Raw genomic sequence first — 13,055 nt, forward strand, 5'->3', positions numbered from 1 at the left:
GATGGGACGCCGGTCTTAGCCGGTCATCACTTCACCGCCGTCCACGGCGATGGCCTGACCGTTGATGGAGGCGGACGCCGGCAGCGCCAGCCAGGCCACCGTCTCGGCCACTTCCTCGGGCTGCACCAGGCGGCCCTGCGGGTTGCGCTCGGCCAACTTGGCCCGGGCGGCTTCCGGCGTCATGCCGGTCTTGTCCACGATATTCGTCACCGCGCCGCGCACGATGTCGGTTTCGGTGTAACCGGGGCACACCGCGTTCACGGTGACGCCCTTCTGCGCGGTCTCCAGCGCCAGCGATCGGGTCAGGCCGATCACGCCATGCTTGGCAGCGCAATAGGCGCTGACATAGCCGTAGCCGATCAGGCCCGCCGTGCTGGCCACGTTGATCACGCGGCCCCATTTCTCTTGCAACATGCCGGGCAGCGCCGCCTGGATGCAATGGAAGGTTCCGGTCAGGTTGACGGCGATCATCTGCTGCCACAGCGCCGCGTCGGTGCGATCAAAACGCTGGCTCACGGCCTGGCCGGCGTTGTTCACCAGCACCAGCACGGGGCCGAATTCCACTTCGGCCTGGGCGAACGCCGCGCGCACGGACGCTTCGTCGGCGATATCGGCGCTAACGGCCTGCACCTGGCCCAGCTTGGCCAAGCTGTCAGCCGCGGCTTCCAGCGCCGCGCCATCGCGGCCCAGCAGCGTGACGCGCGCGCCACGGGCCAGCAGCGACCGCGCGCTGGCCAATCCGATACCGCGAGCGCCGCCCGTCACCAACGCATGGCGTCCGGCCAACGGTTGCGGGGTTGTCGTCATTTGATATCCAGTTGCGCCATGGCTGCGGCGCGTTCAAAGTTAGTTTCCAGTTGGCGCTTGCCGGCGAAATACTGGTTGGGCCACGCCACATCACGGTAGCCCACCCGCGCGGCTTCGCGCAGCGTCCAGGAAGCGTCGGCCAAATGGGGACGCGCCAGGGCGCACAGGTCCGCACGGCCCGACGCGATGATGCCGTTGGCATGGTCGGCTTCAAAGATGGCGCCCACGGCGATGGTGGGAATGCCCGCTTCGTTGCGCACGCGATCCGCGAACGGTGTCTGGAACATACGGCCGTAGACGGGCTTTTCTTCCTTGCTGACCTGGCCCGACGAGCAGTCGATCATGTCGGCGCCCGCAGCCTTGAAGTGGCGCGCGATCGCCACGGCGTCGTCGGCGGTGATGCCGCCTTCGACCCAGTCGCTGGCCGAGATGCGCACCGACATGGGCTTGTCTTCCGGCCAAACGGCACGCACCGCGTGGAAGACCTCCAGCGGGAAGCGCAGGCGGTTTTCCAGGCTGCCGCCATAGTCGTCTTCGCGCTGATTGGTCAGGGGCGAGATGAAGCTGGACAGCAAGTAGCCATGGGCGCAGTGCAGTTCCAGCCAGTCGAAACCGGCTTCGGCTGCGCGGCGGGCGGCGGCGACGAAGTTGTCGCGCACCTGGTCCATGTCGGCCCGCGTCATGGCGCGCGGCGTTTGCGACACGCCTTCGATATACGGCAAGGCAGAGGCCGACAACAGCGGCCAGTTGCCTTCGGCCAGCGGGTGATCGATCTTTTGCCAGCCCAACTGTGTCGACCCCTTGCGGCCGGCGTGACCCAACTGCACGCCGATGCGGGCATCGCTGTTGCCGTGCACGAAATTCACGATGCGGGCAAAGGCTTGCTGCTGCTCATCGTTCCACAGCCCCGGGCAACCCGGCGTAATGCGGCCGTCAGGCGACACGCAGGTCATTTCAACCATGACCAGCCCCGCGCCGCCCATGGCGCGCGCGCCCAGGTGCACCAGATGGAAGTCGCCCGGCACGCCATCCGTGCACGAGTACATGGCCATCGGCGACACCAGGATGCGATTCTTCAGCCGCACGCCGCGCACCTGATAAGGCGTCAGCATCGGGATGGCGGGGCGTTGGCCGGGCGCGACGGGCGCACCCGCGTGCTCCGCGATCCAGCGCTCGAAGCCTTCCAGCCAGGCCGGATCGCGCAAGCGCAGGTTCTCGTGCGAGATGCGTTGCGAACGGGTCAGCAGCGAATAGGCGAACTGCTCGGGTTCCAGTTCAGCGTAGCGTTCAACGTTTTCAAACCACTCGGTGGAGTTGCGGGCGGCATTCTGGATCTTCAGCACTTCCACGCTGCGCACTTCCTCGTAGTGCTTCAGGCCGGCTTCCACGCTGCCTTCCGCACCGCTCAGGCAGCGCGCCAATTCAATTGAGTCCTCAAGCGCCAGTTTGGTGCCCGAACCAATGGAGAAGTGGGCGGTGTGGGCGGCGTCGCCCATCAGCACCACGGGCACGCGGCGTTGGCCACGAGCGGTTTCCAACGTGTTCCAGTGCACCCAGGTATTGCAGATGACGCGCGGGAAACGGATCCAGATGGCCGAGCCACGCAAGTGCGTGGCATTGCTGATCAGCGGATTGCCGTCCAGCCAGGGCGCAAACAGCTTTTCGCAGTAGGCGATGCCTTCTTCCTGGCTCATCTGCTCGATGCCAGCGGCTTGCCAGGTTTCCTCGGGCGTTTCCACGATGAAGGTGGACATGCCATCTTCGTAGCGGTAGGCGTGGGCCTGGAACCAGCCGTGCTCGGTCTGCACGAAGGCGAAGGTGAAGGCGTCAAACACTTTCTTGGTGCCCAGCCAGACAAAACGGCAGCGGCGCTGATCGATGTCGGGGTGGAAGGTGTCGGCGTAGCGGGTGCGGACCTGGCTGTTGATGCCGTCGGAGGCAATGACCAGATCAGCATCGTATTCACGCGCGACGGCCTGATCGTCCTGGACGAAGTTCTCGAAAACCAGCTTGACGCCAACGTCTTCGCAACGCGCTTGCAGGATGTTCAGCAGCTTCTTGCGGCCAATGCCGATGAAGCCGTGGCCGCTGCTGCGCATGCTGCGGCCCTTGAAATGGATGTCGATGTCGTCCCAGTGGTTGAACGCATCGCCAATGGTCTGGGCGGAAACCGGATCGGCTTCACGCAAGTTCTGCATGGTGGCGTCGGAGAACACCACGCCCCAGCCGAAGGTGTCGTAGGGACGGTTGCGTTCGATGACGGTGATCTCGTTCGCGGGATTCTGCAATTTCATCAGCAGACCGAAATACAGGCCGGCGGGGCCGCCGCCGATGCAGGCTATTTTCATTGCCGTATACGCTCCGAATTAGGCGACAGTCGCTCTTGTTTCGGGAGCGGGGCGCCGCAGATATTTAGGTCTGGATAGTTTAGGCTTGAAATATATACCTGAAGTTGAGCGATCGCAAATGGGGGAAACCTATTAGTCTCTCAAGGAAATGGGGACGGCGTGGTTCGTGGCCGGTTTTTGAGGGATTGCTACTTCTGGAGGAAACCGCAGGTGTGGGTCGTTTGGTGGGGTGGGCGGGGATGGGTGGGCGGGGATTGATGACGGGTATCCCGTAGGATGGGTGTAGCGCGGCAAGCTCTGGATAAATGCTGGGCTGTTCATCGCGCGCAACCCATCATGCCCGCATCGATGATGGGTTACGTGCGGCAGGCATGGGTCTTCGCACCCATACCCGAACGCACTCCACCCATCCTACGGAAGCCAGACCAATCCAATGCGCGAAGCGGCATCGCCTGGGCGCAAGACGCCGCGTAAGCTCAGCAAGGCCGCCCGCGCGGCCGGCGCGGAGCGGGCCCCGCAAGATCATCGCCAAACCATACCCGCGGTGAGAACCTCAAGAACCCGACCCGTCCCCGCTGACACGAAGTTTCAAGTCCCCGCTGACGCAAAGTTTCAAGTCCCCGCCGACGCAAAGTTTCAATTGACCCAGCCCTGCGCGCTGGCGCCGTGGGGTACGCGGGGCGTCGATAAGCCCGAGGGAATCTGAAGGCAGTTGCCGTAGGCAACAACGAAGATGACGAAGGGGGAGCCCGGAGCGAAGGCTCCGGGCCGCAATCGTTGCCCCGCGTACCCCACGGCGCCAGCGCGCAGGGCGTCTAAAGAACCCAACCACCCGTCACAAAAGCGCCCTAAGGCCGCCCCCGCAACCACTCCTCCAACTCCCCGGCCGGCAACGGAGGCGAAAACAGGAACCCTTGCCCCGCCGCACACCCCTGTTCAATCAAGAACCGCCGCTGCTCTTCATTCTCGACCCCTTCGGCGACCACCGGCAGGCTCAGGCTTTCTCCGATCCGGATCACCGCGCTCGTCAATGCCCGAGCCGCATCGTCGCTCTCCAGGCCCTGCACGAAACTGCGGTCCAGCTTCAGCTCGTCCACGATCAGGCGGCGCAAATGCCCCAAGCTGGAATACCCCGTGCCGAAGTCATCCATCGACAAGCGCACGCCCAGGCGATGCAGCTCGGCAATCGTGCGCAGCGTGCCAGCGGTGGCGTCAAGCACCACGCCTTCGGTAATCTCCAGCATCAAGTCCGCCGGAGCCAGGCCGAATTCGGCGAGCGTCGCCGCGATCATCCGCGGCAGGTTCAGGTTGTGGAAATTCGTGGCCGACAAGTTCACGGACACCGACGGCACCCGCAGGCCATTCGCGCGCCATATCGACAATTGCGAGCAAGCCTCGCGCAGCGCCCAGTCGCCCAGGTCGCCGATCAGGCCACATTCCTCGGCCAGCGGCACGAAGCGCACTGGCGAAATGTCCCCCAGCGTCGGATGACGCCAGCGGGCCAGCGCCTCCACCCCATACAGGCTGCCATTCTTCAGGCCGACCTGGGGTTGGTAGTGCAGCCGCAGCGCCTTGGCTTCCAGCGCGTCGCGCAGCGCGGCTTCCAGGGCCAGGCGTTCTTGCGCCTGCCGGTTCATTTCGGCGCTGAAGAATGAAATGCGATTGCGACCGGCCGTCTTGGCCTGGTACATCGCCATGTCAGCGTGGCGCAACAAGGTATCCATGTCACGCCCGTTTTCCGGGAACACGCTGATGCCGATGCTGACCGACGGGTTCAGCGTGATGCCGCCCACCGAGAACGGTTGGGCGAGGGCCACCAGGATGTGTTCGGCGGCGGCAGTCAGGCGGCCATGCTCGAAGTCCGGCATCAACATCACGAACTCGTCGCCGGACAGCCGGCCAACGATGTCCGAGGCGCGCGCCAGGCGGCGCAGCCGCTGAGCCACGTCGCGCAACAGCGCGTCGCCAATGGGGTGGCCCAGGGTGTCATTGACTTGCTTGAAGCGGTCCAGGTCCAGGAACAGCACGGCCACGCGCTTGCGTTCCGGCTCGGCGCGCGCGATGGCCTGCTCGGCTTGCGCCAGCAGCAGGTTGCGGTTCGGCAGACCGGTCAGTTCGTCATAGAACGCCAATTGGCGGATCCGCGCGCGCGCTTCTTCGCGCTCAAGCGCCAACGCGCAGAGGTAGACGCAAACGTCGACCAGACGGTGATGAAAATCGTCCGGCAGGCGGCGTTCACGGAAGTAGAAGCAGAAGGTACCGATCACCCGCCCATCGCTGGATTTGATGGGCGACGACCAGCAGGCCTTCACGTCTTCCGGCAACGGCAGATGGCGGTAATCGTCCCACAACGGGTCAGTCGCGATGTCCGGCACGATCACCGGCCGCCCCAGGAACGCCGAGGTTCCGCAAGCGCCAGCCTGCGGGCCGATCTGCACGCCGTCCAGCGCATCTGTGTAGGTGACCGGCATGCTGGGGGCCGCCAAGGGCCGCAAGTGGCCGGTGTCGTCCACCCGCAAGACGGTAGCGGCCACTTCGGGTGCCAGGCGCTCGACTTCACGGCACACCATGTTCATGACTTCAACCACCGAAGCCTCGTTGACCATTGCCTGGAGCACGCGGCGTTGCAGCACTTCGTGCACCTTGGTGGGCGTGATGTCGGTCAGCACGTCGACGATGTTGACGAGCGTCCCGCGGTCATCGAAGACCGAGTTCGCCATGACCGACACCCACAGCGGCTTGCCGCCACGGTCGTAGACAAGCACGTCCTTGTGATAGCCCTCGCGGCAGGCGATGCGCCGGTCCAGCTCTTCGCGGGTGCCACCGTCGGCGCGGCCGCCGGCCAACAATTCGCCCAGGTCCTGGTGCAAGGCATCGCCCCGCCCGAAACCCAGCATGCGCTGAAAGCCGTCGTTCACGTAGACGATGCGGCCATCGCTACCGGACACCGCGACCGCGTTGCCGGTTTCGTTGATGCCCAACAGCAGCAGGCGGATCTCTTCCTGGCGCTCGGCGGTCGCAATGCATTTACGAGAGATGACCGAAATGCGCGTGATTTGGCCATCTTCATCCGCCAATGGCAGATAAGTGGCCTCGATCCACAACGAACCACCATCCTTGCGGCGGTAACGGCACGTGCCCGAAAAGAAGTCGCCACGGCACAGCCGGGCCCAGATCCGCTCTCCGCTGGCAATGCCCTTGCCTTCATCCATGCTGTCGCACAGCGTGTCGTGGCGCAGTGCCAGGGCCTCTTCCAGGGAGTAATCCACGGCGGCCAGGAAATTGGTGTTGGCGTTCAACAGCGAGCCGCTAGCATCGAAATCGAACAGCAACAGCGCCCGATCCATCGACGTCAGATAATTGCCCACATGCCACGCGGCACCCTGGGGTCCCGCGCTCGAAACGCCTACATGAGTATCAAGCATAAGGGGCTCCATGCCGGAATACAGCTGTTCCGGCTTCATTCAGCGCTTTGGAAAACCAAGCGCGACGCGGTCTCGTCCGTCCTGCTTGGCCAGGTACAGCGCCTGGTCCGCACGACTGAGCGTTTCCGAGAAGGTCTCTCCCAACTGGTGATGCGCCATGCCGATACTGACCGTCAACCTCAAGACTTCCTCGCCCGCGGCGATCGTCAGCCCGCGCACCGCGCCAACCAGCCGGTCCATCACGCCCTGGGCGGCATCGGGCAGCGTGTTGGGCAGCAGCACCAGGAATTCCTCGCCGCCCCAACGGCCGCACAAATCGTATTCGCGCAAGCTTTCGCCCAGCACGCCGGCCAGCTCGACCAGGGCGCGGTCGCCCGTCTCGTGCCCGTAGCGGTCATTGACCGCCTTGAAGTGATCCACGTCCAACATGGCGACGACAAAGCTCTCGCCGCTGCGCGAGGCGCGCTCGACTTCCTGCTTGATCATTTCCATCAGCGCCCGCCGGTTCAGCAAGCCGGTCAGCGGATCGCGGCTGGACGTCTCTTCCAGCGCCGAGTTCAGGTCGCGCATCATGCTTTGGTAGTGATCGGATATCCGCGCAATGCGCGTCAATCGGCGCAATTGCCGGTCGAATTGATCACACAGCCCCAGTTCACGTTCATGCGCCATCGACTGGTAGGCATCCGACAACTGGGTCACGCGGTCGATGCGGGCCATCTGCTCGGCCGTATGCAGCCAAAGCGCCTCCAGCGCTTCGCGCAATGGATGACCGTTATAAGCCGGGTCTGCCAGCAATTCGGTAATGCGTCGATCCAGTTCGGCGGCGCCCGGTTTCATTCGCGGCCAACCACCGAGAACGGGAACGTGCAGTCTTCCTTGAACTCCTCGGCCAGCTCGCCGACGCGCTCATTGCGCTTGTCGTAGAACCACGTCACGCTGACCTGGTGGCCCTTGCCGTGGGCGGCCTCGATCAGGTCAAAGATGTCCATGACGGACTTGATGCTGCTGGTGTTCAGGTACAGCAATTCCAGTTCCAGGCTCAGCGGAGCGGTCGTGCCCAGCAGGTAGGCCTCAACCCACTCGATGACCGGGCCGAACAGTTCAAAGGAATTCTCGGGATAGGAGTCGCCGCGCATCGCCAGCACGCCGGCGGCGGCATCGGCGGTAATGGCGGGCGTGGACTGCGTCCCGGGAATGTTCAAATCTTTCATCAAATACTCCGAAAATGATTCTTGAATGCGCACGGCGCTCTCAGATCACGACGCTCAGGCTGAAGAACGCCTGCCCCGGCTCCGCGGCGGGCGTCAGGCTGGCTTCCAGCGGAGCACCGGCACGTCGTGCGATATCGATCAGCCCCAGGCCCGCGCCCGATGCCACGCCTTGGGCGCGCGGCTTGTGCAGTTGCGTCTTGTACTCGGCCTTCAAGGCCGCTTTGTCCAGTGCGGCCAGCTCTCCAATACGGGCCACCAGCGCGTGGCCATCATCGGACTTGACCAGGTTTCCCGCCGACACGACGTAGCGGCTTTCATCGCGGCGCCCGATCACCACCGTGGCCGAGGCCTCGGCGTCGCCATTGGCGGCGGCGTATTGGCGAATATTCTGGATCATCTCGATGTACACCGAGAACACGTCCATGGCTTCGGCCGGCCGCGCATGTTCCGCATTGAGGTAATTCTTGAGCGCGTTGCCAATTTCCTCGATCAGGCTGCGGGAGATCGGCCCGTTGAAGCACAGCAGGGTGCGATTCTGATTGAACCGTTCGCCCAGCTCGTAAAGATCGGAGGCATTCATAGGGGTTACCACCCTGAAAACGTTTAGTCGAAACGGAAAGACAGCAAGGTGATGTCGTCACGCTGGGGACGGCCACCCTGATACTCGGCCAACGCTTGCGTAAAAGCGGCGGCCTGTTCGGTTAACGGCTGCCGGGCGTGTCTCTTGAGCATTCCTGCGAAGCGCGTGTTGCCGAACCCGAATCCGTGCTCGCCGCCTGCCTGGTCCAGGAAGCCGTCCGTGGCCAGGTAATAGGTCCAGCCCGGTTCCATCTGTAGATCGATATTCTCGTAGACCCCGGTGCGCTTGTCGCCCAGTGCGCGCCTGCCGCCGGGAATCTCGCGCAACGTCTCGCCATCGCTGGCGTACAGGCTGATCTTCGCGCCCGCATAACGCAGCCGTCCGGTCTGGCGGTCAATATATACCAGGCCCGCATCGGTGTTGGTGGCCAGCGCCCGGGGAAGTTGCGCATCCGCAAGCATGGCGCGGATGGCCACATCGGTGCGGGTCAGGATGCCAGCGGGATCGCCGGGGCCGACCTCGGTGATGGCCAGATCGATGGCGGCGCGCGCCAGCATGGTCATCAGCGCGCCAGGCACGCCATGGCCCGCGCAGTCCATGATGCCCAGCAGACAATTGGCGCCGTCGGAGCGGAACACATAGAAGTCGCCGCCCACCACGTCGCGCGGCTTCCACAACACGAAGTGGTGCGCGCCCAGCGATTGCGTCAGTTGCCGATCCGGCAGGATGGCGCGCTGGATCAGGCTGGCGTAGTCAATGGAATCGCCGATCTTCTTGTGCGCATCGGCCATGGCGCGGTTGGCGTCTTCCAGCGCTGAGGTGCGTTCACGCACCTTGGTTTCCAGTTCAGCCGTGTGTTGGCGGACCTTGTCGGCCATGACGCCAAAAGCGCGGCTCAAATCGCCGATCTCGTCTTGCCCGCCGGGCGGCAGGCGCACGTCATAGCTACCGTCCGCGATGGCGCGAGCCGATTGCTGCAAGCGGCGCAAGGGACGAAGCATGAGCCGTTCAATCGCGAATCCGAAGCACAGCAGCATGGCGGCGAACAGCACCACCAGCCCGATGGCCGCCGGCCACAGCCAGCCCGTGTCCAGCACCCGGGCCGCGCCCAGGTCCACGATCGTCAGCACATGCCAATGCAGCTCGGGCATGTAGGCCACCGACATCAGCTGGCGCGTCCCGTCCACCTTCACCCAGGCGGATTGCACGGACTGCGGATCGGCCTGGGCAGCGTGCAGGGCCGATCGCAGCTCGTCCCGGCTGGCGGCGTCATCCAGCAGATTGAACACCCTGCCCCGGTCGTTTGCGGCACCGCCCGCGCCTGAGTTATAGGCGATCAGCGTGGCGTCCATGTGCGCCTGGATGGCGCCATCTTCGTCGACGATGATGGGGGTGACGCCTGGCTGGCCGCTGTTGACGAAATCGCGCAGGAAGCCGCCCACGTCCAGGCCGGCGCCGGTCAGGCCCACCACCTTGTCACCATCGCGCACCTGGGCATTGATCCAGACCTTGGTGGTCTTGAGCTTCAGGTCGGGATTGACGTTGATGTTGTACTTGGCGGGCGACTTCAGCGTGGCGTAGAACCAACCGTCATCGGCCGCGCCGGGAGTCAGCGTGTAGCGCGGCGCTTCGGACAGCGGCTGATCGTCGTTGAAGTAGTAATGGCCGCTTTCCGCGCTGGCGATAAAGTAGGCGCGGCCCAGCAGATCGCGGCGGTAGCCGTCCGCTTCGCGGAAGAAGAGCTCACGGGCGATCGGATCGTTTTCGTTGCGCAACCAGCGCCTGGTGACTTCGCTGTCCGCCAGCCGCAACGACAACGCCAGCTCTCGCGACACCGGCGCCAGGATGCGTTGCCGGTTGAGTTGCGTGAAGTTATCGGCAAATGCCCGCCCGAAGTGGTCTCTGACCCCGTCCAGCACCAACCAGCCGATCACGGCAGCGGGCGCCAAAGCGACCACGCACGCCAACAACAGCGCCATCAACGATTTTTTGCGCAAACCCCATTTCGCCATGCGAAGTCTTCCTGACAGCTTGATAAGACATAACGTGCGTACCCGCCCAGTAGGCACGAGATGGGCCTGGCGCGGTAAGTGTAGAGAACAGCAGGGTCAATTGAAACAGGTGTAAACGTCTGGATGCGTTCTAGACACCTTAAGTTTCACCGCAGCAATGTAAATGCTGGTTTATTGCGTTTTATATCTTATTTTTTACCCGCAGACCCGCTGTCATTGCAGCTTTATTACTACACGCCCAGATAGCGTTCCCATAGGCCGCGATCGGCGTCCAGTGCACGGGAGTCGCCCGTCCACACGACTTTGCCGCGTTCCAGGATGACGTGCTGGTCCGCCAGGCTCAGCAACCTTTCGACATATTTATCGATTACAAGGATGGTCTGCCCCGCCTGGCGCAAGCGTGCCAGGCAATTCCAGATTTCTTCCCGGATCTTGGGCGCCAGGCCTTCGGTCGCTTCGTCCAGGATCAGCAGCCGGGGATTGGTGACGAGCGCCCGGCCGATGGCCAGCATTTGCTGTTCGCCCCCCGATAACTGATTGCCCATGTTGCGGGCGCGTTCAGCCAGTCGAGGAAATAGCTCAAACACCCGCTCGGGCGTCCAGGGTTCACCGATATCGGGATTGCGCGCGGCCACGAAGGCCGTCAGGTGTTCCCGCACGGTCAGGTTGGGAAAGCACTGCCGCCCTTCCGGAACAATCGCCACGCCCAACCGGGCAATGCGATCCGAGCTCCAGCCGCTGATCTCCTGCCCTGCGAAATGGATCTTGCCGCCGCGCAGCGGCAGTTGGCCGAACAAGGTACGCAGCAGCGTGGTCTTGCCCATGCCGTTGCGGCCCAGCAGCGTCACGACCTGCCCGGCGCCAATCTGCAAGTCCACGCCGAACAGCACCTGGCTGGCGCCGTAGCCGCTCTTGGCCGATTCAATGGTCAGCATCACGCGGTCTCCTCGTCGCCCAGGTAGGCTTGACGCACTTCCGGATTGGCCCGGATCTCGTCGGGGGTGCCGGTCGCGATGACACGGCCATACACCAGCACCGACAGGCGGTCGGCCAGGCGGAACACCGCCTGCATGTCGTGTTCGACCAGCAGCATCGCGGCACGCCCTCGCAGGCTTTCAATCAGTTCGGTCAGACGAACCGTCTCGTCCGGCCCCATGCCGGCCATGGGTTCGTCCAGCAGCAGCACGCTAGGCCGGGCGGCCAGCGCCAGCGCGAACTCCACCTTGCGCTGTTCGCCATGCGGCAAGGTGCCCGCCGGCCGGTCCAGCAAACTGGCGTCGATGGCGCATTCCCGGGCCAGCTCGCGCGCCTGTTCATAGAGCGCGGACTCGGCGGCGCGCGGCTTCCAGAAGCGGAAACTGCTGCCGGCATGCGCCTGCACTGCCAGCACCAGGTTATCCAGCACGCTGGACTGCTTGAAGATATTGGTGATCTGGTAAGACCGCGACAAGCCGGCCGACACGCGCTGGTGCGCGTTCATGCCCGTCACGTCGCGCCCGCCCACGACCAGCGTGCCGGAATCCGCCGACAAGGTGCCGGAAAGCAGATGGATCAGCGTGGATTTGCCAGCGCCGTTGGGGCCGATCAAGGCATGGATCTCGCCAGGATTCAGGGACAACGACACATTGTCGGTGGCGACCAGCGCGCCGAAGCGGCGGACCAGCCCGGACGCCTGCAAGGCAGGAGCCGCGGCATTGATAGATGAATTCATGATCCCACCTTGCCGGATTGCGGCGCGGTGCGGCCGGTGAATAACGGGCCGAACAGGCCGACCAGACCGCGCGGTGCGCCAAACACCACGCACAGCAGCAACACGCCCAGAGGCAGGTGCCAGTATTCCGTCCACAGGCGCAGCACCTCTTCCAGCGTCAGCATGACGACCGCGCCGGCCACGCCGCCCCAGCGCAGGCCGATGCCGCCCACCAGCACCATGATCAACAGGTTGGCGGACTGCGTCCAATGCATCAGGCTGGGCGAGATGAACAGGTTGTGATTGGCCAGCAGCGCGCCGGCCAGGCCGGCCGCCGCGCCGCTCAATGTAAAGGCCATCAGCTTGATGCGATACACCGGGTAGCCCATGGACTCCATGCGCGACTCGTTCTCGCGGATACCCTGCAACGCCGTGCCAAAGCGCGAAGCCACGATCCGGCTGAATACCCACATGATCAGCGCGAACAATCCCAGCACCAGGTAATAGAAGCTGACATCCTGGGACAGGTCGATGCCCGGCAGCGTGGAATAGCCGGGCAGATTCAGCCCGTCTTCCCCGCCGTACTGGCGCAACGAAATGAAGATGTAGAACAGCATCTGCGCGAATGCCAGCGTGATCATGATGAAGTAGACCCCGCGGGTACGCAGCGAGATCGCCCCCGTGATGCAGGCCAGCACGCCCGCCAACAGCATGGCCACCGGCCAGACAATCAGCGCCGACGTGATGCCCGACATCGCCAGGATGCCCACGGCATAGGCGCCCGCGCCAAAAAACGCGGCGTGCCCAAGCGCCACCATGCCGCCATAGCCCAGGATCAGGTTCAGGCTGGTCGCGGCCAGCGCGTAGATCAGCACCCGCCGCACGAATGAAATATAGAAGTCCAGGCCCAGCGCTGGGGCCACCAGCGGGAAGGCCGCGAGCGCAGCCAGAAGGACCACGGTCCAGATTGTGGTTCTCATCG

General features: G+C 64.0%; 10 protein-coding genes. All 10 read right to left on the reverse strand.

Annotated features, from left to right (window positions below):
• Nucleotides 1-15: 15 nt before the first annotated feature.
• Nucleotides 16-807 (reverse strand): SDR family NAD(P)-dependent oxidoreductase, encoded by a 792-nt coding sequence (locus HV753_RS27995; protein WP_175177834.1) that lies wholly within the window; start codon nt 805-807, stop codon nt 16-18.
• Nucleotides 804-3,155, reverse strand: a complete 2,352-nt coding sequence (locus HV753_RS28000) for a bifunctional salicylyl-CoA 5-hydroxylase/oxidoreductase (RefSeq protein WP_175177835.1) — start codon at nt 3,153-3,155, stop codon at nt 804-806. The genes HV753_RS27995 and HV753_RS28000 overlap by 4 nt, the downstream gene beginning before the upstream one ends.
• Nucleotides 3,156-4,003: 848 nt before the next feature.
• The gene (locus tag HV753_RS28005; RefSeq protein ID WP_246288410.1) at nt 4,004-6,580 is read right to left on the reverse strand and encodes a sensor domain-containing protein; all 2,577 of its coding nucleotides are present in this window, start codon (nt 6,578-6,580) and stop codon (nt 4,004-4,006) included.
• Between the two features lie 39 nt (nt 6,581-6,619).
• The gene (gene siaD, locus HV753_RS28010; protein ID WP_175177837.1) at nt 6,620-7,417 is read right to left on the reverse strand and encodes a biofilm regulation diguanylate cyclase SiaD; all 798 of its coding nucleotides are present in this window, start codon (nt 7,415-7,417) and stop codon (nt 6,620-6,622) included.
• Nucleotides 7,414-7,791: a biofilm regulation phosphoprotein SiaC gene (siaC, locus tag HV753_RS28015; RefSeq protein ID WP_175177838.1), complete on the reverse strand. Its 378-nt coding sequence runs from the start codon at nt 7,789-7,791 to the stop codon at nt 7,414-7,416. The genes siaD and siaC overlap by 4 nt, the downstream gene beginning before the upstream one ends.
• 40 nt (nt 7,792-7,831) lie before the next feature.
• Nucleotides 7,832-8,371, reverse strand: coding sequence for a biofilm regulation protein kinase SiaB (gene siaB / locus HV753_RS28020; RefSeq protein WP_175177839.1), 540 nt, complete (start codon nt 8,369-8,371; stop codon nt 7,832-7,834).
• Nucleotides 8,372-8,394: 23 nt separating this feature from the next.
• Nucleotides 8,395-10,383, reverse strand: a complete 1,989-nt coding sequence (gene siaA / locus HV753_RS28025) for a biofilm regulation protein phosphatase SiaA (RefSeq protein ID WP_217481502.1) — start codon at nt 10,381-10,383, stop codon at nt 8,395-8,397.
• Between the two features lie 230 nt (nt 10,384-10,613).
• Nucleotides 10,614-11,318 (reverse strand): ABC transporter ATP-binding protein, encoded by a 705-nt coding sequence (locus tag HV753_RS28030; RefSeq protein ID WP_175177840.1) that lies wholly within the window; start codon nt 11,316-11,318, stop codon nt 10,614-10,616.
• Complete coding sequence (locus HV753_RS28035; protein WP_175177841.1) at nt 11,318-12,094, reverse strand: ABC transporter ATP-binding protein; 777 nt, start codon at nt 12,092-12,094, stop codon at nt 11,318-11,320. The genes HV753_RS28030 and HV753_RS28035 overlap by 1 nt, the downstream gene beginning before the upstream one ends.
• Entirely contained in the window at nt 12,091-13,053 is a 963-nt protein-coding gene (locus tag HV753_RS28040) for a branched-chain amino acid ABC transporter permease (protein ID WP_175177842.1), read from the reverse strand. Before HV753_RS28040 ends, HV753_RS28035 begins: the two co-directional genes overlap by 4 nt.
• Nucleotides 13,054-13,055 lie beyond the last annotated feature (2 nt).

This window comes from Achromobacter pestifer (assembly GCF_902859625.1).
Classification (GTDB): domain Bacteria; phylum Pseudomonadota; class Gammaproteobacteria; order Burkholderiales; family Burkholderiaceae_B; genus Achromobacter; species Achromobacter pestifer.

Excerpts from the sequence above, each read along its gene's own strand:
- HV753_RS27995 (WP_175177834.1), bottom strand. The coding sequence starts at position 807 with ATGACGACAACCCCGCAACCGTTGGCCGGACGCCATGCGTTGGTGACG.
- HV753_RS28000 (WP_175177835.1), bottom strand. The coding sequence starts at position 3,155 with ATGAAAATAGCCTGCATCGGCGGCGGCCCCGCCGGCCTGTATTTCGGT.
- HV753_RS28005 (WP_246288410.1), bottom strand. The coding sequence starts at position 6,580 with ATGCTTGATACTCATGTAGGCGTTTCGAGCGCGGGACCCCAGGGTGCC.
- siaD (WP_175177837.1), bottom strand. The coding sequence starts at position 7,417 with ATGAAACCGGGCGCCGCCGAACTGGATCGACGCATTACCGAATTGCTG.
- siaC (WP_175177838.1), bottom strand. The coding sequence starts at position 7,791 with ATGAAAGATTTGAACATTCCCGGGACGCAGTCCACGCCCGCCATTACC.
- siaB (WP_175177839.1), bottom strand. The coding sequence starts at position 8,371 with ATGAATGCCTCCGATCTTTACGAGCTGGGCGAACGGTTCAATCAGAAT.
- siaA (WP_217481502.1), bottom strand. The coding sequence starts at position 10,383 with ATGGCGAAATGGGGTTTGCGCAAAAAATCGTTGATGGCGCTGTTGTTG.
- HV753_RS28030 (WP_175177840.1), bottom strand. The coding sequence starts at position 11,318 with ATGCTGACCATTGAATCGGCCAAGAGCGGCTACGGCGCCAGCCAGGTG.
- HV753_RS28035 (WP_175177841.1), bottom strand. The coding sequence starts at position 12,094 with ATGAATTCATCTATCAATGCCGCGGCTCCTGCCTTGCAGGCGTCCGGG.
- HV753_RS28040 (WP_175177842.1), bottom strand. The coding sequence starts at position 13,053 with ATGAGAACCACAATCTGGACCGTGGTCCTTCTGGCTGCGCTCGCGGCC.